21 protein-coding genes and 1 tRNA gene are annotated in these 25,455 nt (G+C 29.7%); 8 read left to right on the top strand and 14 right to left on the bottom strand.

The window, feature by feature from the left end; translation table 11 throughout:
* Positions 1-67: 67 nt before the first annotated feature.
* The 3 genes from A9601_RS15720 to A9601_RS15710 form a co-directional block, all read right to left on the bottom strand.
* Positions 68-1,036 (bottom strand): GDP-L-fucose synthase family protein, encoded by a 969-nt coding sequence (locus A9601_RS15720; protein ID WP_011818821.1) that lies wholly within the window; start codon positions 1,034-1,036, stop codon positions 68-70.
* Between the two features lie 12 nt (positions 1,037-1,048).
* Positions 1,049-2,191 carry a GDP-mannose 4,6-dehydratase gene (gene gmd / locus A9601_RS15715; RefSeq protein ID WP_011818820.1) on the bottom strand — a complete coding sequence of 381 codons (1,143 nt, stop codon included), beginning with the start codon at positions 2,189-2,191 and terminating at the stop codon, positions 1,049-1,051.
* 363 nt (positions 2,192-2,554) lie between these two features.
* Positions 2,555-3,997, bottom strand: coding sequence for a mannose-1-phosphate guanylyltransferase/mannose-6-phosphate isomerase (locus A9601_RS15710; protein ID WP_011818819.1), 1,443 nt, complete (start codon positions 3,995-3,997; stop codon positions 2,555-2,557).
* Between the two features lie 68 nt (positions 3,998-4,065).
* Between A9601_RS15710 and A9601_RS15705 the strand changes: the two genes are divergently transcribed.
* Complete coding sequence (locus A9601_RS15705; RefSeq protein ID WP_011818818.1) at positions 4,066-5,094, top strand: GDP-mannose 4,6-dehydratase; 1,029 nt, start codon at positions 4,066-4,068, stop codon at positions 5,092-5,094.
* Between the two features lie 49 nt (positions 5,095-5,143).
* Here A9601_RS15705 and A9601_RS15700 read toward each other — a convergent pair whose 3' ends face one another.
* Both A9601_RS15700 and A9601_RS15695 read right to left on the bottom strand, forming a co-directional pair.
* Positions 5,144-6,202 (bottom strand): MraY family glycosyltransferase, encoded by a 1,059-nt coding sequence (locus tag A9601_RS15700; protein ID WP_011818817.1) that lies wholly within the window; start codon positions 6,200-6,202, stop codon positions 5,144-5,146.
* 86 nt (positions 6,203-6,288) lie between these two features.
* On the bottom strand, positions 6,289-7,230 hold the full coding sequence (locus A9601_RS15695) for a glycosyltransferase family 2 protein (RefSeq protein WP_011818816.1): 942 nt from the start codon (positions 7,228-7,230) through the stop codon (positions 6,289-6,291).
* Between the two features lie 151 nt (positions 7,231-7,381).
* On the opposite strand from A9601_RS15695, the gene A9601_RS15690 reads away from it, so the two are divergent.
* From A9601_RS15690 to A9601_RS15670, 5 genes are all read left to right on the top strand, one after another.
* Positions 7,382-8,473 carry a glycosyltransferase gene (locus tag A9601_RS15690; protein ID WP_011818815.1) on the top strand — a complete coding sequence of 364 codons (1,092 nt, stop codon included), beginning with the start codon at positions 7,382-7,384 and terminating at the stop codon, positions 8,471-8,473.
* Between the two features lie 10 nt (positions 8,474-8,483).
* Complete coding sequence (locus A9601_RS15685) at positions 8,484-9,449, top strand: glycosyltransferase family 2 protein (RefSeq protein WP_011818814.1); 966 nt, start codon at positions 8,484-8,486, stop codon at positions 9,447-9,449.
* Entirely contained in the window at positions 9,450-10,604 is a 1,155-nt protein-coding gene (locus A9601_RS15680) for a glycosyltransferase family 4 protein (RefSeq protein WP_041484555.1), read from the top strand. It abuts the gene before it with no gap.
* Between the two features lie 47 nt (positions 10,605-10,651).
* Positions 10,652-11,809, top strand: coding sequence for a glycosyltransferase (locus tag A9601_RS15675; protein ID WP_041484554.1), 1,158 nt, complete (start codon positions 10,652-10,654; stop codon positions 11,807-11,809).
* A gap of 105 nt (positions 11,810-11,914) precedes the next feature.
* Positions 11,915-13,339: a nucleotide sugar dehydrogenase gene (locus A9601_RS15670; RefSeq protein WP_011818811.1), complete on the top strand. Its 1,425-nt coding sequence runs from the start codon at positions 11,915-11,917 to the stop codon at positions 13,337-13,339.
* On the opposite strand, the gene A9601_RS15665 is transcribed toward A9601_RS15670, so the two are convergent.
* Together A9601_RS15665 and A9601_RS15660 are read right to left on the bottom strand one after the other, a co-directional pair.
* Positions 13,336-14,586, bottom strand: a complete 1,251-nt coding sequence (locus A9601_RS15665) for an O-antigen ligase family protein (protein ID WP_011818810.1) — start codon at positions 14,584-14,586, stop codon at positions 13,336-13,338. The two genes, A9601_RS15670 and A9601_RS15665, sit on opposite strands and share 4 nt — an antisense overlap.
* 102 nt (positions 14,587-14,688) lie before the next feature.
* Positions 14,689-14,762, bottom strand: a tRNA-Arg gene (locus A9601_RS15660).
* Positions 14,763-14,843: 81 nt separating this feature from the next.
* On the opposite strand from A9601_RS15660, the gene A9601_RS15655 reads away from it, so the two are divergent.
* Positions 14,844-15,581 carry a hypothetical protein gene (locus A9601_RS15655; protein WP_011818809.1) on the top strand — a complete coding sequence of 246 codons (738 nt, stop codon included), beginning with the start codon at positions 14,844-14,846 and terminating at the stop codon, positions 15,579-15,581.
* 250 nt (positions 15,582-15,831) lie between these two features.
* Here A9601_RS15655 and rsmI read toward each other — a convergent pair whose 3' ends face one another.
* A complete protein-coding gene (rsmI, locus tag A9601_RS15645; RefSeq protein ID WP_011818807.1) occupies positions 15,832-16,692 on the bottom strand; it encodes a 16S rRNA (cytidine(1402)-2'-O)-methyltransferase in 861 nt (286 codons plus the stop codon).
* 3 nt (positions 16,693-16,695) lie between these two features.
* Between rsmI and A9601_RS15640 the strand changes: the two genes are divergently transcribed.
* Positions 16,696-17,598 (top strand): 3'(2'),5'-bisphosphate nucleotidase CysQ, encoded by a 903-nt coding sequence (locus A9601_RS15640; protein ID WP_011818806.1) that lies wholly within the window; start codon positions 16,696-16,698, stop codon positions 17,596-17,598.
* 2 nt (positions 17,599-17,600) lie between these two features.
* Here the strand turns inward: A9601_RS15640 and A9601_RS15635 are convergent, their stop codons facing one another.
* From A9601_RS15635 to yidC, 6 genes are all read right to left on the bottom strand, one after another.
* Entirely contained in the window at positions 17,601-19,766 is a 2,166-nt protein-coding gene (locus A9601_RS15635) for a polyribonucleotide nucleotidyltransferase (protein WP_011818805.1), read from the bottom strand.
* Positions 19,767-19,936: 170 nt separating this feature from the next.
* On the bottom strand, positions 19,937-20,239 hold the full coding sequence (gene rpsN, locus A9601_RS15630; RefSeq protein ID WP_011818804.1) for a 30S ribosomal protein S14: 303 nt from the start codon (positions 20,237-20,239) through the stop codon (positions 19,937-19,939).
* A 64-nt stretch (positions 20,240-20,303) separates the two neighbouring features.
* The gene (gene rseP, locus A9601_RS15625; protein ID WP_011818803.1) at positions 20,304-21,383 is read right to left on the bottom strand and encodes an RIP metalloprotease RseP; all 1,080 of its coding nucleotides are present in this window, start codon (positions 21,381-21,383) and stop codon (positions 20,304-20,306) included.
* A gap of 9 nt (positions 21,384-21,392) precedes the next feature.
* A complete protein-coding gene (serS, locus tag A9601_RS15620; protein ID WP_011818802.1) occupies positions 21,393-22,670 on the bottom strand; it encodes a serine--tRNA ligase in 1,278 nt (425 codons plus the stop codon).
* 122 nt (positions 22,671-22,792) lie between these two features.
* The gene (locus A9601_RS15615; protein WP_011818801.1) at positions 22,793-24,259 is read right to left on the bottom strand and encodes an AAA family ATPase; all 1,467 of its coding nucleotides are present in this window, start codon (positions 24,257-24,259) and stop codon (positions 22,793-22,795) included.
* Positions 24,260-24,275: 16 nt separating this feature from the next.
* The gene (gene yidC, locus A9601_RS15610) at positions 24,276-25,418 is read right to left on the bottom strand and encodes a membrane protein insertase YidC (protein WP_011818800.1); all 1,143 of its coding nucleotides are present in this window, start codon (positions 25,416-25,418) and stop codon (positions 24,276-24,278) included.
* Positions 25,419-25,455: the final 37 nt, after the last annotated feature.

Genomic DNA, 25,455 nt, shown 5'->3' with positions numbered 1-25,455 from the left:
GTATTAAAGATCTAATACCAAAGTAATTTAAGAGTCATAGATTTTCAATTTTTTAAAAAATTCAGAATTAAATATTATTTATTTTTTTATTTTCATTAATGTAGCAATCAATTGTATTTTTAATTCCATCTGAAAGTTTTATTTTTGAGGACCATCCTAATTTGCTGAATTTTGAAATATTTAATTGTTTTTTTGGCGTTCCATCAGGTTTAGAAACATCCCATTCTATTTCCCCTTCGAAACCAATTTCTTTTGCGATTATAGTTGCTAATTCTCTAATACTTATATCCTTACCAGTTCCAACATTCATATATTTTAACTCCTCTTTTTTAGGATACCAATTTTCTAAAGCATAAATAGATGCTTCGCTAAGATCATCTACATGCAGAAACTCTCTCATCGGATAACCAGTACCCCAGCAAATTACTTTATCCAAATTATTTATTTTGGCTTCATAAAATTTTCTTATTAGAGATGGAAGTACATGACTATTGTTTGGATCATAGTTATCCCCTGGTCCATATAAATTTGTAGGCATTAAACTTATGGCATCAAAATCATATTGCTTTCTTAGTGCTTCACATAATTTAATTCCTGCAATTTTTGCAATTGCATACCATTGATTTGTAGGTTCTAAATATCCGTTTAATAATTCCTCTTCATTAATTGGCTGATTAGCGTATTTTGGATAGATACAACTACTTCCTAGAAATAAAAATCTTTTTATATTATTTTCCCAAGATGCTTCTATAACATTTGTTTGAATTTTAAGATTTTCCAGAATAAAGTTTGCAGGGTATTTATTATTAGCCATAATCCCGCCAACTTTTGCTGCCGCGAGTATTACAATATCAGGTTTGTTTTTTTTAAACCAATTCTTTACTTTTAAATCATCTAATAAATTTAAATCATTCTTTTCTACAGTAATTAAATTAGTGTAATTCTTAGAAATTAAATTTTTTTTAATTGACCTACCAACCATTCCTTTATGACCAGCAATAAATATTTTATCTTCTTTGGTAATTAATTTTTTCATTATAATGTATATTTATTTTTCAAAAATGCTCGGAGGGTTTTCAATTGATTTAGGGATGTTAAATCCTTTTCTAAATAAAAAAGCTTCTTTTTTTGCTAACTCAATATCTGCATTTATCATTTCTTTTATAAGCTCTTCTAAACTTATTTTTGGTTTCCAATTAAGTTCTTCATATGCTTTTGAAGAATCTCCAAGGAGTGTTTCAACTTCTGATGGTCTGAAATATTTTGGATCAATCCTTATAATAATTTCATTTGTATCAACTCTTCTTCCTACTTCATCTAATCCTGAACCCTCCCAAACAATAGCATTATTCTCTGCATTTGTTTTCCACCCCAATGCCAAAGCTGCTAAATGAATAAATCTTCTTACACTTTCCTGCCTGCCTGTTGAAATTACATAATCTTTTGGGTCTTTTTGCTGTAACATCTTCCACTGCATTTCTACATAATCAACAGCATGTCCCCAATCTCTTAATGCATCAAGATTACCAAGATAAATACAATTTTCTAAGCCCTGATCTATTCGAGATAATCCTCTTGTTATTTTTCTTGTAACAAATGTCTCTCCTCTTCTTGGACTTTCATGATTAAAAAGAATTCCATTGCAAGCAAATATTCCATAGGATTCTCTGTAATTTACAGTTATCCAATATGAGTAAAGTTTAGCTACTCCATAAGGACTTCTAGGGTAAAAAGGTGTTTTCTCAGTTTGAGGGGTTTCTTGCACTAAACCATATAATTCGCTTGTACTAGCTTGATAAAATTTAGTAATTTTTTCAAGTTTTAATAATCTAATTGCTTCTAATATTCTTAAGGTCCCTAACGCATCACAGTTAGCTGTGTATTCTGGAGTTTCAAAGCTAACACTCACATGACTTTGAGCCCCAAGATTGTAAATCTCATCTGGCTTTACATATTTGATTATTCTTATAAGGTTTGTACTATCAGTTAAATCTCCGTAATGCAATATCAATGAGGGGTTACTTAAATGCGGATCTTGATAAATATGGTCAATTCTCTCAGTATTTAAACTACTGGACCTTCTTTTTATTCCATGAACTATATAACCTTTATTCAATAAAAATTCCGCAAGATAGCTGCCATCTTGACCGGTAATACCAGTAATTAGAGCAACTTTTTGATTCTTTATCATTTTAAATCCTATTGAAACTTGTCATATAAATTTTGGGATACATAAATAAATTACTTCTAAGTTATTCTATTTAAAAGTGAGTAAAAAAATTTACTAATTAATATAATTTGATTATTTTTAAAATTTATAAAATATATATATAAAGCTTTTTATAATTAAATTTATTTTATTTTTTTTAAGCATTATTAATATTATTAAAAATAAAAAAAATAATTAGCATATTTGGCAGTTTTGTTATTTGAACTAAAATTCAAAAAAAAATAGTGAGATATATTTCATAAATTTATTTGAAAATTATACTTAATTGCCTAGTCAAATATAAGCAAGAAATTAAAATTCATTTAAAAAAATTTTTTAAAAAAGTTAAGAATTTAATCTCCCATAATTATCTTCAAAACGTTCTATGTCATCTTCTCCTAAGTATGTACCACTTTGCACCTCAATTATATTTAGTATTTCTTTACCGCAATTACTCAATCTGTGTTTTGCTCCAACAGGTATAAAGGTACTCTGGTTATCCTCTAAGATGAGTACTTTTTTGTCAATTTCGACTTTTGCGACACCCTCTACTACCACCCAATGTTCTGCTCTAAACTTGTGTCTTTGTAATGAAAGTTTTTCTCCGGGATTAACAGATATTAATTTAACTTGCCATTTTGAATCTTCTACTAATGATAAATAATTTCCCCAAGGCCTATAAACTTTTTTATGTGTAAGACCTTCAGGTATATTAGATTTTTTCAATAAACTAACAATATCTTTAACATCTTGCGATTTTTGTTTATCTGCAACGAGTATTGCATCTCTTGTCTCGATTGTTATTAGATCTTTTATCCCTAACCCAACAATTAACCTATTTTCACTTCTCAAATAGCAATTTTCTGTTTTTTCTCCGATAACGTTTCCCTGGAATACATTCCCTTTAGAATCTTTTTTTGATATTTGCCAAAGAGATTCCCAACTTCCTATATCATCCCATCCCGCATCTAGAGGCAATACAGTTCCTAAGTCCGTTTTTTCCATAATTGAAAAGTCAATTGATAAATTAGGACATTTTGAAAATTCTTCTTGGTTAATTCTTGTAAAATCTAGATCAATCTCCTTATTGGAAAGAGATTTTTTGCAGCATTTAATAATTTCAGGATTGAATTTCTGAATTTCTTTTAAAATCACACTTGGTTGGAATAAGAAAATACCGCTATTCCAAACGAATTTTCTATCTTTAATAAATTTCTTTGCAGTTTTTAAATCTGGCTTCTCTATAAATCTAATTATGTTATGCCCATCTAATGAGTTTTCTTTGAATGGGTACTCTGACTCTATATAACCAAAACCAGTCTGTGGTGATTTTGGGATAATTCCAAATGTAACTATTCGTCCTTGTTCTGCATAATTTGTTCCCTTAGAGATAACTTCTTGAAATTTTTTTTCAGATTGTACTATATGGTCAGAAGATAAGATTAATAAAAAAGGATCTTTACTATATTTAATTGCCTCAAGGCATGCCAAAGTAATTGCAGGACAAGTATTTCTTCCGAAAGGTTCTAATATTATCGCTGTTGGTTTTATTTTTATTTCACGCATTTGTTCTGCGACAATAAATCTATGTTCTTCATTACAAATAATTATTGGACCAGAACAATTTTTTATATTTTTAACTCTTTGATAAGTTTGCTGAAGTAAAGATTTTTTATTTTCTGGATTAAGAGATAAAAATTGTTTAGGAAGACTTTTTCTTGATAAAGGCCAAAGTCTCGAACCAGATCCCCCACAAAGAATAACAGGTATGATCACTTTGGAATTCATAAATATATATATAATTATTTATTATATTAATAAAGTAGTTATAATATTTAAACAGAAAAGAATCCTTTTTGAATAATAATCGCATCTTGATAACTGGGGCTGCAGGATTTATAGGTTCTGCTCTAATTTTAAGATTATTAGAAAACGAAAAAACTATTATTGGAGTTGATAATTTAAATAATTATTATGATGTAAGACTTAAAAAATCTAGATTAAAATTAATTACTGAAAAATCAAAAAAGCTTAAAGCAAATTGGATTTTTCATGAATTCCATATTGAAGATAAGAAATCATTAGATTTTATTACAGAAAAATATAGCCCTAGCATCGTTATTCATCTTGCAGCTCAAGCAGGTGTCAGATATTCATTAGATAATCCAAAATCTTATGCAGATTCAAACTTAATCGGATTCTTTAATATTTTGGAATTCTGCAAAGAAAATAAAGTTAAAAATTTTGTTTTTGCATCTAGTAGCTCAGTTTATGGACTTAATAAAAAAATTCCATTTGTAGAGGATGATAATGTTGATCATCCAATAAGTTTTTATGCAGCAACAAAAAAGTCCAATGAACTTATGGCTCATAGTTACAGTCACCTTTATGATATACCAACTACAGGATTAAGATTTTTTACGGTATATGGTCCTTTTGGTAGGCCAGATATGGCACCAATGATTTTTGCTAATGCGATCTTAAATTCTAAACCAATAAATATTTTTAATTATGGGAATTTACATAGAGACTTCACCTATATTGATGATATCGTAAATGGCTTGTTTGGTTGCTGTTATAAGCCTGCAATAAAAAGCGAAAATTTTAGTTCAAACTATCAAAATAAATCTTATTCAAACGCACCTTTTCAAATATTCAATATTGGAAATAGTAATCCTATAAAAATAGATTATTTTATAAGTATGCTTGAGCTAAATTTCAACAAAAAGGCAATTATAAACTTAATGCCTCTTCAGCCAGGAGATGTAAAATTTACCTACGCTGATATATCAAAAATTCAAAAATGGATAGGTTATAAACCAAAAGTATCTTTTGAAAAGGGGATTAGAGAATTCTCAAAATGGTATTTAGATTTCTATGAATAGAAAGTTTAAGTTCTTAACTTAGGCTAATAATTTTTTCTATTGTTAAATATTAAAAATTTATGAACTTGGTTAGGAAACTACTCAAGAATAATAGTATTGAAGAAAACATAAAGAATATTAAATAGAATGAATTATTTAGAGAAGCTAAAGTAATAGTTAAAACAGTTATCCATTGTGAAATACCATATAAATTTAAAACTGTACCAATTTCGGTTAATCCTGAATTCATTAATCTATGGTGGATATGTTCTCTATCTGCAATAAAAGGGGACTTTCTTTTTCTTAATCTTCTGTAAATCACATATGCCATATCAAGTATTGGTAATCCAAGAAGGAGTAACGGAACAAATAAACCTATCGGATTTACATTACTAGAAATACTTTTTAAACTTATAGTAGCTAATAAAAACCCTAGAAAATTAGAACCTCCGTCGCCCATTAATATTTTAGCAGGGAAAAAATTGTATCTTAAAAATCCAAAACTGGATCCTAAAACAGCAGCTCCTAACATGGGCTCAATAATTTGTCCATTTTGAAAAGTAATTGTACTTAAACCCAAAGAGGCAAACCCAACAATCCCGGATGCAAGCCCATCGAGGCCATCAAGCCAATTAATTGCATTTGTTATTCCAACAATCCAAATAGATGTAAAGATTACACTAAATAAATTTGAAAAATAGATTTCTGAAATTTGTAGCCAAACTATATCAATTTTTTCAATTCTTAAACCTTTACTCCATAAAATAATTGAAATAAAAACTTGTAAGATTAATCTTATAAATGGTGAAATATTGTATAAATCATCGCATAATCCTATTAAAAAAATGATGATTGATGCGATTACTATATTTAAAGTAATATCGTTTGAAAATAAAGAAAAATCTGTTATTAAATTTATCAAAAAAGTTGAAATCGCGAATCCTACTACTAGAGATATACCTCCAATTCGAACAAGGTTTTTTTTAGGTTGTTTTCTAGAAGAAGGTTTATCAAATAGTTTTAATTTTAATCCAATTTTTTTTGGTATTGGTAATGATATAAGCGTCAGAAAGTAAGAAGTTGCGGCTATTAATATTACTGTTTCTAATCTTGAGAATGCAAAAATCAATGTTCCTTAAGATTATTTAATTCATTCTAATGAAGACTATGCAAAAAACAAAATTGTTATTATAAAAGCTTTAAATTAAACATAATTTATCTAGAAAAATTTTTAAAGAAAATTTTCAAATCTAGAATTAGTCTTGATTTCCCAGTCTTATAGATATGTATGAAAGTTCTTCTTGGATTTCCTATAAAAAGTAAAACGATTACAACAAATGCTCTGATAAATTTTTTACTAAAGTAATAGTATCTAAGATAAGGCCACTGCAAGGCATGCCATAATAGTTTATTTTGTTTTAAATAAGTTGAATATTTTTTTATTAGCTTTACCTCAGATAAAAAGTTTTTGTAGTTTTTATTATTGCTAGAGGATGACTCTTGATGTATGAGAATATTTTTAACTGATGTGAAAATTATGCCATTTAATGATAACCTTATAGAAAAATCCATATCTTCAACTCTTTCCAAAGACTCATCAAATAGACCAACTTTTTCAAAACATTCTTTAGTTATTGCCATAGAGCATGTTGGTAATCCGAAGCCATAATCAACCCCTTTTTTCTTTTCATAAAATAGTAAAAAATTTGCCAGCTCGTCATCTTTAGGTAATCTTCCTTTTGAACCCATCGCAATTAAAGTTCTTTTATGTCCTGATCTATATTCTCTTTCCATTGAGGCTGTACAAGCTATATATTTTTCATTTGGATATCCTGAATTTATAATCTCCTTTATTTGTAAATCTATTCTTTGTAAATCAGAAATGTCATCATCATCCATAAAAAAAATAATTCTTCCTTTTGCTTGATTAACAATTTTATTTCTGCAAAAAGATATTCCCTTATTTCTTTTATTCTTAAATATTTGTATATTATTTCGACTCTTGAATTTATTTATAGCTTTAATTGAATCGTCAGTTGAACAATCGTCAATAATAATAATTTCTTTTTTTGTCCAAGTTTGTTGGATTGCATTTTTTATAACTTTCTCAATCTTATCTTCAGCATTAAAGCATGTTATACCTATTGTAATAAGCATTTAATTTTATAAGTTAGTAATCTTTTTTTAAACTTTTTAAATTCTAATCTCTATATTAATATTATGATATTATAAAACAAAATTTTACGTAAGAATTTTGAAGAGTTACAAATTAAAAGAATTGGTAACCGTAAGAAATAAAAATCAATAAATGAAGGAAAATAAAAAAATACTCGCATTTGTTTGTATGAGTCTAGATAAAATGGCAGGTGGGTTAGAAAGACAAATAATAAGAACAGCAAAATCTTTATCAGATAGCGGTTTTAAAGTTATTCTTATTACATATGACAACAAATCAGCAGAATCTTTTTATAAAGTTCCTAAAGATATTGAATGGGTTAAATGTGGTATTGGTTTAAGCCCTCATCAGGGAGCCCCAATTTTAAGAAGATTAAAGCAAATTTTTTTTCTCAGAAAAAAACTTTTATTTCGAAAAGTAACGCATTTAATAACCTTTCATCATGGTTTATTCCCAAGATCATTATTAGCCTCTTTATTTCTTCCTATCAAGAATATAGTTTCAGAAAGAAATAGTTTAAATAATTATAAATATATAAAATTATCCAAATTCAATTTAGGTTTTTTAAGTTTAATCTTTGCGAATAAAATAACTGTTCAGTTAGATGCATATGTTGATGAATATCCTAAATTATTCAAAAATAAAATTGAGGTTATCCCAAATTTCATAAAACCTCCTTTGCCGAAATCTAAAAATCCTGCATTAAATTCTAAAAAAGTTTTAATGCTTGGAAGGTTATGTGCTCAAAAAAATTATTCCTTAATTTTAGATCAATTTAAAAATATAGATTCCAAGCCATTCGAAATTAAAATAGCTGGTGAAGGGGAACTAAGAACTAAATTTGAATATGAATATAAGGATATTTTGGATTCTAATAAAGTTAAACTTGTCGGAAATATTAAGGATGTAGATAATTTTCTTTTAAAAGGATCTATTTTTTGCTTCCCTTCATTATGGGAAGGTTATCCAAATGCATTAGTTGAAGCTTTAAGGGTTGGGTTGCCTATAATAACTACTAGCAGAATGGCAAATTTAAGTGACTTTATTGAACATAATGTTAATGGATTAATTGTTGATGATTCTAAATTATTTAAAGCATTATCTTACTTAATTGAAAATGAAAATATTCTTAAGAGAATGAGTTATGAAAGTAAGTTAAAATACTATAAACTTTATTTTAAGAGTCCAAAGAAACTTTGGAATAAATTAATCGATAATCTATGAAAGGTAAAAAATGGTAACAAATCTGGTTACATGCGCATTTACTACATTTAATTCAAGTGATTCAATTGAAATGGCAATTAGGTCAGCTTTTAATCAGGACTATGTAAATATTGAGATAATAATAGTTGATGATTATTCTTCTGATAATACAATAAAAATCCTATTAAATCTTTCAAATAATTCTCCCTTCCCTTTTAGAATTATTTCAAATAAAAAAAATATGGGTATCGGTTACTGTAGAGATGTCTTATTGAATGAATCTAATGGTGAATTTATAGCTTTTTTTGATGACGATGATTTTAGCTATAAAAATCGTATTTCTAACCAGTTGAGTAAAATAAGAGAGTTTGAAAAAGAATCTAATATAAATATTATAAATTTTGAGAAATCACCCTTATGTTATTGCAATAGATATTTAAGAAAAAGCGAAAAAAAAATTTTAGTTAAATCAATATATGCTGATTTTAGAAAAATATCTAATAAAAAAACTTCTTATGCTTTATTATCGTGCGGTCACTTCCCAATTAAAGCCAGCCCAGGCAGCACAGCAACTTGCGTATTATTTGCTAGATTAAAAACATTAAGGTCATTGGGTGGATTTAATCATAAATTAAGAAGATTCGAAGATTTGGATATAGCAGTTAAAGCTGCTATTAATAATATTTCAATGATTTCTACTGAATCTATATTGTTAGATCAATATGTTTCATACGGTGAAGAAAAGAAGGATTCATTAAAATATGAATTGTTGCTGCTTGAAGAAAACAAAAATTACCTGGACAAAAGACAATATAATTTTGCAAAAGATTATATTAACTTTAAAAATTATTGCTTCTCATTTAGGCCATTTTTAATAATCAAATATTTTATTAAGTTTTCTTTTGGAAATCCCCTTTTATTTATTAAGAAGTTTCTTTCAAGTTTTAGGACAATTATCTTATCTATTAAATACAAAGATTTTTCTGAAAATATTTAAATGAAAAAATATCGAGTAATAGTTGATATGAGATATGCTGAAGAACCTCATACTGGTCTAACTAGGTTTACTGTAAACATTTTTAAAAATTTAATCAAAAATTCATCTAAAAACTATTTTTATTATTTATTACTTCCTCCTAAAGAATGCAGTAAACATTTTATTGATGACTTTCCCTCTGATTTAAAAAACTTTAAAAAAATATTTTGGAGACAAAAAAGAGGATTAAAATGGAAAATACCATTTGTTTTATTTGATTTAGATATTTTATTATTAGTTAAAGAAATTAAACCTAATTTATTCATATCTCCTTATATTGATCCTCCATTTATTCCATTTGTAAAAGTTATCGCAACTATTCATGATTTAATATTTATTGAAGTAAAAGATTATTTTCAGCACTTATCTCTATTAAAAAGATTAGTTGCATATTTTAGAATATTAATAACGATATTAATTTGTGATAATTTATTAGTGGTCTCATCTGCCACGAAAAAAAAATTAATTAATAGATTTAATTGGATCCCAAATAGCTTTAAAAGTAAGATTAAAAATGCAAGTATTATTTCTAATGGAATAGACTTGTTAAGTTTAGATAAAAAAAAATATGTTGAAATTAAAGAGTTAATTAACAAAGATTTCTTTCTCTATGTAGGAGATAGAAGACCCCATAAAAATATTATTTACTTAATTAAACTAGTCAAAGCTATTAATAAAAAATTTTCTAAAAATACTATTTTAATTTTAGCTGGATCAAATAAGTATAAGAATTTAAAGCTTAATAAATTAATTACTAAAAATAATTCCTTAGTTCATGAGATTGTAAATCCTTCAGATTTAACATTAGATTTCCTTTACAGGAACTGTAAATCATTTTTCTTGATTTCAAAAGAAGAAGGATTTGGTATACCAGTCATTGAAGCTGCAAGTAGAGGCGCTAAGATTGTAATAAGTAATATTCCTGCTTTAAGAGAAATATCGCCCAAGCATTCATGTATTATTAATTTACGAGAAATTACTGAAGATGTTAATAAGATTTCATGTTATTTGAAAAATGATCTAAGACCAAATTCAAAAGAAGTTATCAAAAAATGGAGCTGGCAAAATTCCTCTAAAAATTTGTTTGAATTAATAAAAATTGTTTTAGAATCTTAATAAGTTATTAAATACTATTATTATTAATATTAAAAATATTCTGAAAAGTGAGCTTAGATAATAAGGAAGATATTATTTTATTTGCAAATACACTATGGTTTATATCAAAATTCAAAGAATCATTAATAGAAAAATTAATACAAGAAAAATATAATGTAAAGGTTTTATTTTTAAGAGAAGGTCCATCATTATCTAAAGAGTTTTTTAAATCCCACAAAATAACTTGCTATAATTACTCACTATTTTTATCTCTTTATATTAGAAGTCTTTTAAATAGAAAGAAATTTATAAGTAAGAATGTTAAATTATTAAGTTTTACTATAGGTCCAATTATTTTATCTTCTTTTTATCCTTTTAATAAAGTAGAAAAATATGCAACTTTGGAAGGTTTAGGAAGGGTCTTTTCTTCTAGAAAGATCTATATGCGGATAGTGAAATTAATAGTGAAACGGATATATAAATTTATTTTTGAAAAAAAGTATAAAGCTATATTTGTACTTAATTATGTTGATTTTGCTTATTTACTAGAAAACAAAATTGCTCCTATTAAAAAGCTCAATATTATTCCTGGTACTGGTGTAGATTCAACTAAATATAATCCTGATAATTTAATTCAAAAAAGAGAAAAGTTAAATCTGTTTAATAAAGATAAAACATTAAAAATTGATGAAATGTTTATTACTTTTATTGGAAGAATTTCAGAGGATAAAGGGTTCTTTAGATTTATTTCTGCAGCTTTATTTTTACTTGACGATAAAAAATTTAAAGATTTAAAGTTTAGAATAGTTTCTCCAATTTCAGATATTGAGAAAATTGATATTGAATTAAAGACTTTTTTAATAAAAAATAATTTTGATATAAAGCCATATTTAAACGATCCAATTTCTTATTATGCACAATCTAAAGTTGTTGTTCTGCCAACTATTTATGGTGAGGGTCTATCAAGAGTCGCATTAGAAGCAGGGTTCCTTGGTATTCCAATTGCGGCAGTTCACAATAGAGGTATATCATCTTTGTTTATTGACGGAGTTGCAGGAGAATTAACTATGGACTATGAACCATATGGAGTAAGTAGGATAATAAAAAAAATTTGTGAAAATTACTATCAATATCTTGATATTAATAAAAATATATTCAACAATTTAAGGCAAAAATACGATAATTCTATTTCAACTAATACAGTATTTAAAATTTTAGATTCTTAATGGTTATCCTAATAAGTCAAGACATAAAAATTAAATTAATTATTTTTTTATTAACAAACTAAACCTGTTATATAATGATTTAGATTTAATAAGCTTGATAATGCAATGTTAAAAAAAAAGGTAAAAAATATTTGTTGTATAGGTGCAGGTTATGTTGGTGGGCCAACTATGGCTGTGATAGCCGACAACTGTAATTATCTAAATATAACTGTTGTAGATATTAATGAAGAAAGAATATCAAAATGGAATTCCTCCGATTTTGATAATTTGCCTGTATATGAGCCTGGTCTCAAGGAAATAATCAAAAGAGTTAGAAATCGAAATTTATTTTTTACTATTGACTTAAAAAACTCAATTAAGAATGCTGATATGATTTTTATCTCTGTTAATACTCCCACAAAAACATCAGGATTTGGAGCAGGTTATGCTAGTGATTTAAAATGGGTCGAAGCTTCTGCAAGGCAGGTTGCTCAAAATGCTGTTGGACATACAATTGTAATAGAAAAAAGTACGCTTCCAGTTCGTACCGCAAAAGTAATTAAACAAATTCTAATTAGTTCTTTCGATGAAGAGTTCGAAAATAAAACCGAGAAATCTTTTTCTATCCTTTCTAATCCAGAGTTTTTAGCCGAAGGTACGGCTATAGAAGATTTAAATAACCCAGATAGAGTTTTAATTGGGGGAGATGAGGAGGATTCTATTAATGCCTTAAAAAACATTTATGAAAAATGGGTTCCTGAAGATAAAATTATTACAACAAATCTTTGGAGTAGTGAATTATCTAAGCTTGCTGCCAATGCTTTTTTAGCTCAAAGAATAAGCTCAATTAATTCGATATCTGCAATATGCGAGGCTACAGGTGCAGAAGTTAATGAAGTGTCCAATGCAATAGGATTTGATAGTAGGATAGGTTTTAAATTTCTTTCTGCAGGACCTGGATTTGGAGGAAGTTGTTTTAAAAAAGATATATTAAACCTGGTATATTTATGTAGATATTTTGGCCTGAATGAAGTTGCAGAATACTGGGAACAGGTAGTTAAGTTTAATGAATGGCATACAAAAAGAATTTCTAAATTGATAGTCGAGAAATTGTTTGATACTGTTGCCCTTAAGAAAATATTAATTCTGGGCTTTTCTTATAAAGCTAATACTAATGACACAAGGGAATCTCCCGCTATCAAAATAGTTAAAGACCTTCTCGAAAATGGAGCCGAAATAATAATCTCAGACCCACAAGTTGACCCTGATATTATTGCACTAGATCTTGGAATTGAGGAGAATGTATTTAAAAATGGAAGTGGACAAGGTAAGTGGAGATATCATAAAGATATATATGAGGCAGCCATGGGGGTTGATGCGGTTGTGATTATAACTGAGTGGAAAGTTTATAAATCATTGTCTTGGCATAAATTAGTAAAAGTCATGAGAAAGCCTGCTTGGTTATTTGATACTAGATCAATTACTAATTATGAAGAATTAAAGGATTTAGATATTAATTATTGGTCAATTGGGAATTCAAATTATTGTTAAATTATTTGGGGGCTTATACGTGTTTTAAGCCCTGCTAGTAAAACCCAGAAAATTATACTTATTCTTAGATCAAAGTACTGTACATCAACTTGTTGAGTGCATAATAGTGTAAAAAATGAAGCGAACCATGCTCTTTCATTTATATCAATATTATTTGTTTTCTTGATATAAATTTCTTTAAAGGAAAAAAAACAAATTAGAAATATTGGTACAAAAACTATTAATGTGATTGGGATACCATAACTTAAAGCTAATTCGAATACTAAATTATGTGTATGTCCTGCATAAGCATTCTTTAAGGATTGATAGATAATAGGAAATGCACCAGCTCCCAAACCTAATAGGGGATTTTTGAATATTAGTTTTATGGCTTCCCACCATATTTCAGGCCTTGACTCTCTAAATTGAAAATGAGTTGAAGTGAATTCTTGATTAATCCAAGAAGGAAATAGGTTACTTATAGTCGTTTGTATATCTAGTGGGATTAGAATATTTAGTAGAAAAACACTAATTATTGTAATAGTTATACCTATAAATATTGGCCAAAAAAGGGAGGCTCCTCTTAATAAAGTAATCAATAACAATAATCCTCCCCATGCATTTCTGGAAGTTGTTAATATCAGACATGTTGAAATGGAAATCAAAAATCCTAGTGATATAAATCTATGTAAATTATTTCTGAATGATTGAATAAAAAAGGATAGACAAAATGGCCAAACTATACAAAACCAAGATCCCGCATAATTTTGGTTGCTAAATAAACTAGTTAATCCAGTTTCGGTTTGCATAGGTCTTTGAAACCAAATAATAAATCCATTTAAAAATTCGAATGGTCCATACCAATTAAACCAATATTGACCAATTCCTGAAATTATGAGGGGAAAACTACCAGCTATTAAAAGCTTTCCAATAATTTCCCTATCTGATTTGCTATTAACAAATTTTTGAAAGGCGATGAAACATAAAATTAAAGGAATCCAATTATTTAAACCAATCCATGTAAGTGACTTATCAAAATTATTAAATTTGTAGAAAAATCTACTACTCTGTATTAAGCAAATTATTGGAAACAAAAAAATAGATATAAAAAAAGTAATATTCCATCTATCTTTGATTAATTCTAAAAAGTTATTTATTAATGAGCAAATGAGACATAAAAAAAGAAAAATAGATCCAATGCTAGGAGCTGAAGGTAATAAAAAAATGCCAATATAAAAAAATTTAAAAAGAGGCTTTTCTATTTTCATTACTTTTAGTTATGAAAATTAATCTTAAATTTAGGGATTTTATTTTGAATCATCATATGAATATAGAAATAAAATCAATTTGTTTATATATAATTTACTATACGCTTCCTGCAGGATTCGAACCTGCGGCCCACTGCTTAGAAGGCAGTTGCTCTATCCAGCTGAGCTAAGGAAGCATCTTATTATTATATCTGACACCATAAGCCTAAACAAACTAAATAAATTCTTTTTAAGATTTTCAGTAAAAATATTTTGTTTTGTTCGAATTGAATAAAAATCGCATAAGATTAATTATTGTTGTACTTTTAACCTTGGCAAGAAGACTTACTGAAAAACAAAAAGAAGAAATAGTAAAAAGGTTTGAATCAGGTACTTCTATTGATCTTTTGTCAAAAAAATATGCCTGCACAATCTCAACAATTACAAGGAATTTGAAAAAAAAACTTGGAGAATTAAAATTTCATGAGTTGTTCACCAAAAGTAAATTATTGAAGGAAAAATCTAAAACCAATAAAAATCAAACAAATAATTTAGTTAAAAAATGTTCTGCTCATGAAAATTTTAGAAATGATGCAAATGATCCAAAAGTTTTTAATGAAAATATAACTACTTCAAATTTTGCGCCAATTGATTCATTTTTTGAAATTGCTCCTTTAGATTACGAGATAGATAATTCATCTCGAAAAGAACTGTCTTCAGTTCCTTTATCAGAGGTAGATTTCCCTAAAATTGTTTATATGGTAGTGGATAAGAAAATTGAGTTAGTGATTAAATTATTAAAAGATTTTCCAGAATGGCAATTTTTACCTCAAGATGATTTGAGTAGAAAAACGATAGAAATATTTTTTGATATAAATCTTGCAAAAAGATCTTGTAATAAAGAGCAAAAGGTACTTAAAGTACCAAATACTGATGTATTTAGAATCGTATCACCTGTTCTTATTTCTAAAGGCATTTCAAGAATAGTTTGCGCTGAAAATCTAATAGCTCTTTGAGCTGTTTTTATTTATTATTTATATTTAAATCAATAAAGCTTCCTAAAATAGAACCTAATATAAAACTAGACCCAATTAAAAAACTTATTGGGAGTTCAACAGTTTCGTTAATTAAAAAGTTTACTTTGCTTTTATTTGAACTATTTTGTATCCCAATAAATAGAAGCACAAATAAACAAGAATTGAAAATTGCTGAGTATAAAAATTTTTTAATAAATAAGCTCATATAGATTAATACTTTAATTTAATTTTAAATCAAATTATAAACTTCGCTTTTCTTTAAACTATTTTTCTTCGCTAAGTACTTTGATGCTGCTGACAAACTTAGGCCGGCATCTATTAAATCATTGAGATCTTTCTTTATAGTTGATTTATTAGGATTGAAATCTGTTTTTCTTATACCTTTTATAACTATTGTTATTTCACCGATAATATCCTTATCTCTGAAAAATTCAATAACGTTATTAATATCATGACCAACATGTTCTTCAAATTTCTTTGTTAATTCTCTGGCTACCATAATTTCTCGATCTCCTCCACAGAATTTAAGTAATTCATCTAATAATTTACTAAGTCTCTTAGGTGATTCATAAATTATGGTTGTTTTTTCATTTTTACTTATCTCTAAAAGAATTTTTTCTCTATCAATTTTCTTTTTCGGAAGAAAGCCTTCAAATACAAATCTTGAGGAGGGAAGTCCGCTTGAAACCAGCGCTGTTATTGCAGCACATGCTCCAGGAACGCAAATCATATCAATCCCCTCATATTTTACGCTCCTTGCAATTTCTTCTCCCGGATCGCAAATCCCTGGCATGCCAGCGTCACTTACAATGGCAATTGATTTCCCATCCTTAAGATCTTTTACTATTTTTGGAATTTTTATTAAAGAATTATGTTTATTAAAACTTATAAGTTTATTTGAAATATTGAACTTATTCATTATCTTTTTTGTTTGTCTTGTATCCTCACAAGCAATAAAAGAAACATTCTGTAGAATATTTAGTGCTCTTTGGGAGATATCATTTAGATTCCCAATTGGAGTGCCGACTATATATAAAATACCGTTTTCCGGTTCCTCCTTTCTATGGGATAATGAGGAATTATTATTCATTTAATGATTGAATTACCGTCTGGTGTTGATATTAATAATCTTATCGATGATATAAGAATTTTCAGCTGGCAAGCAGCAGATGTTTTGCTTTATTACTCTAGATTGTTAGAAAATTCAGATGATAAAAGAAATATAGTCAAAAATAATAATGAAGACGATCCTGTTACTTTGGCTGATTTAAAAGTTAATGAATTAATTATTGAAAGAATAAATGAAAAATATAAAAATATTAACTGGGATATTTTGAGCGAAGAAAATGTAAAAAATTCTTCAGAAATTTTTGATAATAAGACTGACTGGATCTGGGTTCTTGATCCTCTCGATGGAACGAAGGATTTCATCCAGGGAACAGGTAACTATGCAATGCATTTGGCATTGAACTTTAAACAAAAACCATATATCGGGTTTGTTCTGATTCCAGATAAAAATCAATTATGGATTACAGATGGAAAAAAAACATGGTGTGAAAAAAGAGATGGTAAAAAATATAAACTAAGTCTCTCAAATAAAAAAAATCTTCAAGAGATGACTGTAGTAACAAGTAAAAATCATGGAAATGAGATTTTGAGAAATTTAATTCAAAAAATCAATTTTCGCAAAGTAGAAATTATGGGAAGCATTGGCTGCAAAATTGCATCTATAGTCAGAGGGGACAGTGATATTTATATTTGTCTTAGCTTACCGGGTAAAAGCTCACCAAAAGATTGGGATTTTGCTGCGCCAGAAACTATCCTGAAAGCAGCTGGTGGGGCAATTACAAATTTAGATAATCAAGAACTATCCTACGGGAAAAGTAGTTTCGAGCAAGGAGGAATTATAATTGCTACAAATGACAAGAAAACTCACGGAAATATTTGCTTAGAAATAAAGAAAATTATTGAGGATTATGGAATCTATCCTCTTTAGTTTTAATTAAGCGGAGCAACTGGAGTAGGAGTTGGTTCTGGATAAGACATTCCATTATTTTGGCCTACTCCTCTCAAAGTAAGATTAATTCTCCCTCTACTATCAATCTCTCTAACTCTTACGGTTACTTCATCACCTTGCCTTACTACATCTTCGACTCTCTCCACCCTTGCTTCAGATAATTGAGAAATGTGAACCATCCCTTCTTTGCCTGGCAATATTTCTACAAAAGCACCTATTGGTATTATTCGTGTTACGACTCCGGAGAAAATCTCACCTTCATGAACCTTTCGTGTTAATCCTTCTATTATCTTTTGAGCTTCCTCTGCCGCAGCTCCATCATGAGAAGCAATAGTTACAATGCCACCATCTTCTATATCTATTTTTGTATTTGTTCTTTCAGTGATTCCTTTGATAGTTCTACCGCCGGGTCCAATAACTGTTCCTATAAGCTCAGGGTCAATTCTAAAGCTTAAAAGTCGGGGGGCATGAGGAGAAAGAGATTCTTGAGGCTTATCTATTGCCCCTTGCATCTTTTCTAAAATATGTATTCTTGCAGGACGAGCTTTTTTAATTGCATCAGAAATAATAGATACTGGTAAGCCTGTAATTTTCATATCCATTTGTAAAGCGGTTATACCCTTGTCAGTACCTGCAACTTTAAAGTCCATGTCTCCAAGAAAGTCTTCAATTCCTTGAATATCTGTGAGAATTCGGACTTCTTTACCTTCCTTGATTAAGCCCATAGCAGTCCCACTTACAGGAGCCTTTAAAGGGACTCCTGCATCTAGTAACGAAAGAGTGCTGCCGCATACAGAACCCATTGAGGTTGATCCGTTAGAACTTAAAACTTCACTTACTACCCTTAAAACATAAGGAAATGTTTCTTTACCAGGCAGCACAGGTATTATTGCTCTTTCAGCTAATGCTCCATGACCAATTTCTCTTCTGCCTGGAGTTCTCATTGGTCTTGTTTCTCCCACTGAATAAGGAGGAAAATTATAGTGATGCAAATATGTTTTTTCAGTACTTGGATTTAAATCATCCATCTCTTGCGCATCGCTTGGCGTGCCAAGAGTAGTAGTAGATAAGACTTGAGTTAGGCCTCTTTGAAAAAGTGCAGAGCCATGAACTCTTTTTGGAAGAATTCCTGCAGAGGCTGATATTTTTCTAACTTCATCGAGATCCCTTCCATCAACTCTTTTCCCATCATTTATGATTTGCGACCTCATTAATTTTTTTGTTAATTTTTTAAAGTCGGAATGAAGCAATTTTTCATTTTCTGAGGTTAGAACTTTTACTTGATTGTCATCTTTAAGTGAATCAATTTTGCTTTGAGTTTCAGTTTTAATTTTTTCGAGTTCAAGATCTCTTTCTTCCTTTGAAAGGTCAAATTTCTTTAAAACTAACTCAATAGGTTTTGTACAATTTTTCTCTAAATAAGAGGGTAATGTTTTATCTTCTTCAGGTTCAGATGGCTTAATCTGTTTTATTCCTAAATCTTGTAGTAAATCTTCTTGCGATTTAATAAGTTCAGTAACAGCCTCATATCCGAAATCTATAGCTTCGATTGTATCTTGCTCTGACAATTGATTTGCACCTGCTTCAATCATGACGATACCGTCTGGTGATCCTGCAACAACAATGTCTAAATCTCCCTTTTCAATCTCTCTATAACTAGGATTTAAGATGAAATCATCGCCTATCAGCCCAACTCTTACAGCAGCCATTGGCCCATAAAATGGAATCTCTCCAACTAAAGTTGCTATTGAAGCCCCGGTAACAGCCAAAACATCTGCTGGAACTCTTTCATCTAGAGAAAGGCATGATGCGACTATTTGAATCTCATCCCCCATCCATGTGGGGAAAAGTGGCCTCATTGGCCTATCAATTAATCTTGCAATTAAAGTCGCTCTTTCTGGTGGGCGACCTTCTCTCCTCATAAAACCACCAGGAATTCTCCCTGCAGCAAAAAGTTTTTCTTCATAGTCGCATATCAGAGGGAGAAAGTCTGATGGTTCTTTTTTGGCAGTTTTTGTAGCTGTAACTAATAGTGAGGTATCACCACACTCAATCATTACTGATCCACTTGCTTGAGGAGCGTATAGTCCTGTAGTTAGTCGTATCTCTCGTCCGTCAAACGTGATCGACTTATTTTGTCCTTCCACTTTTTAAATTATAAATCTATACATAATTTATTCTTACATTTAATAGGGACATATTGAGTAAATTATTTAGATAAGCTATAAAAATTTTTAAAAATGTCCTAAAAAAGAGTTTATTTTCCAAAAGTTTTATTTTTTCTTGAGAAATATAGTACTTAAGTTGAAATCACATACTACCAACTTGATTTTACTACCCCGGGGAGTTCACCGTTATGAGCTCTTTGTCTTAACTGATTCCTGCAAAGACCAAAATCTCTATATACTCCTCTAGGTTTACCAGTTGCCCAACATCTATTTCTTACTCTATTTGGTGCAGAGTTCCTTGGCAGACCTTGAATCTTTCTATGAATTTCTAATCTTTCCATAGGATCTTTTGCGGCATTAAATTCATCTAATAATGCTTTTCTTTTTGCAGAATATTTCTTCACAAGTTTTTTGCGTTTAACTTCTCTCGCAATCATGGACTTTTTAGCCATTTAGTCAGAATATTTAAAACTATTAACTATATTAACAGCTTGGCGAACAGTTTTTAAAATTTCTTTATTGGTTTAATAATCTTTGTACGATTAATAGTTGACTAGTATCTCTGATAATAAGCAGAACACTTAGTCCAACTAAAAGAAAAAAACTGGACTGAGTAACAACCATTTGCACCTTGACTGGAACGGGTTTCCCTCTTAAACCTTCAATTATAGTAAAAACAAGTTGTCCTCCATCTAACAATGGCAAAGGCAATGAATTAAGTACTGCTAAATTAATAGAAATTAAAGCTGCAAATAATAATATGCCTGTTCCACCTTGTTGAGATAATTGTGCTCCGATTTCAACAATTTTTACCGGTCCACTTAATTGTTGAGCTGTTGATGAGAAATTTGTTATTAAACCTTTATAACCTTGAATTGTTTTTACTAAAAGTGATGAAAATTCATTATTTGTGTATTTAAAAAGTTCGAAAACGTTTTTTGTCTTTTTAGTTTCTTTTCTTATATTCGGTTGCAATTGAGCACCTATTGTTCCTTTCCCATCAATATTTTTTGGTACCAAAGTTAAATCTTTGAAACTCCCATCCCTTTCAATTTTTATTGAAATTGGTTCGTCTGATGAATTTTGAATTTCTTTTACTAAAGTGGAAACGGCTTGATCCCCAACTCCTAAAGTACTAGTTTCGATTTCTAATATTTTATCCCCTGGTTCTAAACCAGCAAGAGAGGCAGCCTTCTCAGGTTGAGTAGCCAAAACTAGAATCCCTGGCTCCGGATCAAATGGAATACCAACAGTAGTTACATTTATAATCAAGATTGAGTAAGCAAGTATCAAGTTGGCAAATACTCCAGCGGAAATTACGATAACTCTTTGAATTATTGGCCTATTTTTTAAAAGATTTGGATCTTTAGGGTCAATATTTTTTAGTTCTTCATCAGGGAAGGATACAAAGCCTCCAAGAGGAAAGGCTCTGAATGAATAAGTAATATCTCTAAACTTTTTTTGAATAATTGAGGGCCCAAAGCCAATTGAAAATCCATCAACATAAATTCCTTGTAAAATGGCCGCAAGAAAATGTCCCATCTCATGAAAAAATATAAGGAATCCAAGTACTGTTATGGAGGTTAAAACATTCATTTTTTTATATTAAGCAGTTTTTAATAGATTTGATCCAAAATATGGAACCAGAGCATCTGGAATCTTAACGCTACCATCTGTTTGTTGGCCATTCTCAAGAATCGCTGCCATTGTTCTTCCAATAGCAAGACCACTGCCATTTAAGGTGTGGATATATGTATTTTTTTTATCAATTTTTGATCTTATTGATGATCTTCGTGCTTGAAAGTCAAGGCAATTACTGCAACTTGAAATTTCTCTATAACATTTACTACTGGGAAGCCAAACTTCAAGATCAAAAGTTCTACTAGAAGAAAAGCCTAAGTCTCCAGTACAAATATCTACTAATCTGTAGGGTAAGTTGAGCTTTTTTAAAATGCTTTCTGCATCAGTAGTAATCTCTTTATGAGCTTCTAAAGATTTACTTGGATCACAAAACCAATAAAGTTCAACCTTATTAAATTGATGAAGTCTTATTAAACCTTTAGTATCCCTTCCATAACTTCCAGCTTCTCTCCTAAAACATGGGCTATATGCAACGTATTTAAGGGGTAAGTGCTTGGGATCAATAAGCTCGTTTCTATGTAAAGCAGTTAGTGGAACTTCAGCTGTTGGAGAAAGCCATAAATCGTCATTGGAACACTTGAAACTTTCATTTGAAAATTTAGGCAATTGACCAGATCCGGTAAGACTTTCTGAATTTACTAAAGCTGGCGGCATTAACTCCAAGTAACCATTCTTAGTATGCATATCGAGCATAAAATTAATTAATGCCCTCTCTAATCTGGCACCATTGCCTATAAGAGTGATAAAACGACTTTTTGATATTTTTGTTGATTTTATAGAGTCAAAAATATTAAGACTTTCTCCGATTTCCCAGTGTGATTTTATATTCTCTTTTATTAGAGGATCCCCCCAAGTTTTAATTTGTAAATTTTCACTTTCATCTTTCCCAATAGGTGCATCTTTGCTAGGGAAATTTGGCAAATTATAAATTTCATCATCTACTTTTTTGTTTAATATTCTTTGTTTCTCTTCGAGTTCAGAAATTTTAATTCTGTATTCGTTTCCTTTTTTCTTTAAATCATTTAATTCTTGTGAATTATTATCTTGGGACTTTCCAATAACTTGACTGATTAATTTGCTTAATTTTTTACTCTCAGATTGGAGACTGGATATTTCTATGTCAATTTCTTTTTTCTTAACAGTTAATTCGTGTATATGAGATATCTTATAAACTTTTCCTCTTAAGGATAAATTCTCTTCAACAGATGTTGGGTTTTCTCTTATTAATTTTTGATCTAACACTCTTTTTTTTTATTACATTAATTAAGATAGTTAATCTCAATTCATTATTTGGGTTTTTTGATTAAAAATTAACTAAATTAATGATTCCTAACTTATGGAATACTTTAGAAATTAAATTTTATTCATGATGCAGAGCGGGCCCGTCCTGTTGATGACCATTCTTTTAGAAATTCAATTTGCTCTTTAGCAGTTCTTGATAAAGGAACTAGTTCAGAAACTGCCTTTATTAAATCTTTCTCCATAAGCTCTCTATTTTCAGAAAATGAAATATGCATCCCCTCTATTACTGCTTGTTCAAGTTCTGCCCCTGAGAATCCATCTGTTCTATCGATGATAGTAGATAGAGGAAAACTGTAACTTGGTCTCCTTTTTTTTAGGTGCAAATCCAGAATACTTAATCTTTCTTCGGAATTTGGCAAATCAAGAAAAAATATCTCATCAAACCTACCTTTCCTTAATAATTCAGCAGGAAGCTTATCTATAGCATTAGCGGTAGCAATGACAAATACGGCGGATTCTTTTTCAGCCATCCAAGTTAGCAAACTTGCCAAAACCCTCTGACTTGTTCCCCCATCGCTTCTAGCATCGCCACCAAAGCCCTTGTCTATTTCGTCTATCCACAAGATACACGGAGACATAGCCTCAGCTCTTGAAATTGTTTCTCTAGTTCTTGCTTCGCTTGAACCAACAAGGCTAGAAAAAAGTCTCCCAACATCTAACTTGAGTAGCGGCATTGACCAACTCTTGGAAATTGATTTTGCGGTAAGAGATTTCCCTGTTCCTTGCGCACCGACGAGTAAGACGCCCTTGGGAATAGGTAACCCATAATCTCTAGCTTCTTTAGAAAAGGCCCTGTATCTTTGGTTGAGCCAAACTTTTAAGACATTTAAACCACCAATATCATCTTGACTTGATTTAGCCTCGAAAAATTCTAAAATTTCACTTCTCGCGATAACTTGCTTTTTCTCTTCAAGAATATCTTTAATATCTTCTTTACTTATTTTTCCTCTTTGAGCGAGGGCCTTTGCAGTGACTTGCTTTACTTTTATTTCCGTTAATCCACTTGAAGCTATAGAAAGTTCGTTTAAGTCTTGTTCCTCAAGATTTGAATTGGTATTAATAGCAATTTTTTTTATTAGATTTTTCAATTCTTTTTGATCAGGTAAAGGTAGATTTACAATTGTCATTAATTCATCCAGCTCTTCTGATGATGGAAATAAATGAGAACTAATAATTAAATTATGACTAGTTTTCTTAAGCGCTGAAGATAGTTCTTTAATAGTTCTATTAATTGATGGATCATCATAAAATTTGTGGAAATCTTTTAATAATAAAACTGCTGAGACTTCAGAATTTTGTTCTTTAAGCCAATTGAGCACTCCTAATGGATTATTAGAAAATTTACCTTCTTCATTTATTAATCCTTTTAAACCGTTAACACAATCCCAGCTAATGAATCTTTTTATATTTAGTCTTTCACAAGAAAATTTAACCAGTTTTTCTAATCTTTCCTCTTCTTTAGTCCTTATCCAAATTAATGATGTTCTTGATTTTATAAGTAACTCTAAATTTCTACTCCAAGAATTCATTACTTAAGATATAAGACTATTTTTTACTGTTAGGTTCAAAAGGCAATCTTTTCTCTGAAATAGTTGAAGCAGAAGTTGTTATTACTTCATCTTTTGCCAATAATTGTTGATCCAGAATTTTCTGTAGATTCTCAGGAAGAGCTTCTTTATTAAGAAGAAAGGTCTGAAATGCTTGAAATATATTGGCAACAACCATATAAAGTAATACTCCTGCAGGTAATGGGAAGAACAGGAACATTCCAGTAATCATAACTGGTGTAATCTTGTTAGCTGTTGATTGTTGAGGATTCGCAGGCATCCCTTGACTAGATAAAACTTGGGAAAGAAGTAGAGTTAATCCAAAGGCACCAACTAATGCAGCGATATCCCAATTAACAGCCCCATCTACATAAAAACCCACTTGACCGAGGGCTTTAATAAATAGAAAACCGCTCTTAGCAGCTAGACCTGGAATTTTTGCTTCAATTGTTGCATCGCCTGGTTTAATTGCAGTGACTGTACCGTCTTGGGAAACTTTTAAATTTTCAGAACCTTTTGAAACCGTCCAAGTAGGGAGGAATTTGGATCCATTTTCGTAATTGGATAAAACTTCTGAGTAGCTATTTCCATTTGTTGTTTGCAAATTTATTTTTATTGAATCTTCTGTACCTAATTTTGTTCCATTTGGAATAGTTGCTACTACAGGAAAATGTGATTTTTCTGTAATAAAAATAGAATGTCTTGGTGATTTATAGGGTTTTGGGTCAATAGCAGCAATTTGATCTTGAGGGACGACCTTAAGATTTATGTTGTAAGGAACATCAGCAAATGGAGATCCTCTAAGGGTTGCAAACAATGCAAATAGCACGGGCATTTGGACAATCAAAGGAAGGCAACCTGCAAGAGGACTGCCAAACTCATTCATTAATTTTCCTAATTCTTCTTGCTGTTTCTTTGGATCACCTGAAAACTTAGATTTTATTTCTGCTTGCTTTTTTTGCATTACTGGTTGTGCAATTTTCATTCTTCTTGCACTTCTAATTGACCCAGCACTTAAAGGGAAAAGAGCAATCCTTATTACTACTGTTAGTGCAACAATCGCCAATCCGTAGCTGGGTACTAGGCCATAGAAAAAATCTAGAATCGGGATAAGTAGTTTTTCAGAAATGAACCCTATCACGATATTAAAAAGAGTGTAATTTTACTAGACATTTTAT

It is taken from the genome of Prochlorococcus marinus str. AS9601 (assembly GCF_000015645.1).
GTDB classification, from domain to species: domain Bacteria; phylum Cyanobacteriota; class Cyanobacteriia; order PCC-6307; family Cyanobiaceae; genus Prochlorococcus_A; species Prochlorococcus_A marinus_O.
Note: the sequence above shows the minus strand (reverse complement) of the source record. Positions and strands in the feature narration are given on the sequence as shown.

What these genes read in the sequence shown, in the direction of transcription:
- A9601_RS15720 (WP_011818821.1), bottom strand. Translation starts at nt 1,036, where the DNA reads ATGAAAAAATTAATTACCAAAGAAGATAAAATATTTATTGCTGGTCAT.
- gmd (WP_011818820.1), bottom strand. Translation starts at nt 2,191, where the DNA reads ATGATAAAGAATCAAAAAGTTGCTCTAATTACTGGTATTACCGGTCAA.
- A9601_RS15710 (WP_011818819.1), bottom strand. Translation starts at nt 3,997, where the DNA reads ATGAATTCCAAAGTGATCATACCTGTTATTCTTTGTGGGGGATCTGGT.
- A9601_RS15695 (WP_011818816.1), bottom strand. Translation starts at nt 7,230, where the DNA reads ATGCTTATTACAATAGGTATAACATGCTTTAATGCTGAAGATAAGATT.
- A9601_RS15690 (WP_011818815.1), top strand. Translation starts at nt 7,382, where the DNA reads ATGAAGGAAAATAAAAAAATACTCGCATTTGTTTGTATGAGTCTAGAT.
- A9601_RS15685 (WP_011818814.1), top strand. Translation starts at nt 8,484, where the DNA reads ATGGTAACAAATCTGGTTACATGCGCATTTACTACATTTAATTCAAGT.
- A9601_RS15680 (WP_041484555.1), top strand. Translation starts at nt 9,450, where the DNA reads ATGAAAAAATATCGAGTAATAGTTGATATGAGATATGCTGAAGAACCT.
- A9601_RS15670 (WP_011818811.1), top strand. Translation starts at nt 11,915, where the DNA reads ATGTTAAAAAAAAAGGTAAAAAATATTTGTTGTATAGGTGCAGGTTAT.
- A9601_RS15665 (WP_011818810.1), bottom strand. Translation starts at nt 14,586, where the DNA reads ATGAAAATAGAAAAGCCTCTTTTTAAATTTTTTTATATTGGCATTTTT.
- rsmI (WP_011818807.1), bottom strand. Translation starts at nt 16,692, where the DNA reads ATGAATAATAATTCCTCATTATCCCATAGAAAGGAGGAACCGGAAAAC.
- A9601_RS15640 (WP_011818806.1), top strand. Translation starts at nt 16,696, where the DNA reads ATGATTGAATTACCGTCTGGTGTTGATATTAATAATCTTATCGATGAT.
- rpsN (WP_011818804.1), bottom strand. Translation starts at nt 20,239, where the DNA reads ATGGCTAAAAAGTCCATGATTGCGAGAGAAGTTAAACGCAAAAAACTT.
- rseP (WP_011818803.1), bottom strand. Translation starts at nt 21,383, where the DNA reads ATGAATGTTTTAACCTCCATAACAGTACTTGGATTCCTTATATTTTTT.
- A9601_RS15615 (WP_011818801.1), bottom strand. Translation starts at nt 24,259, where the DNA reads ATGAATTCTTGGAGTAGAAATTTAGAGTTACTTATAAAATCAAGAACA.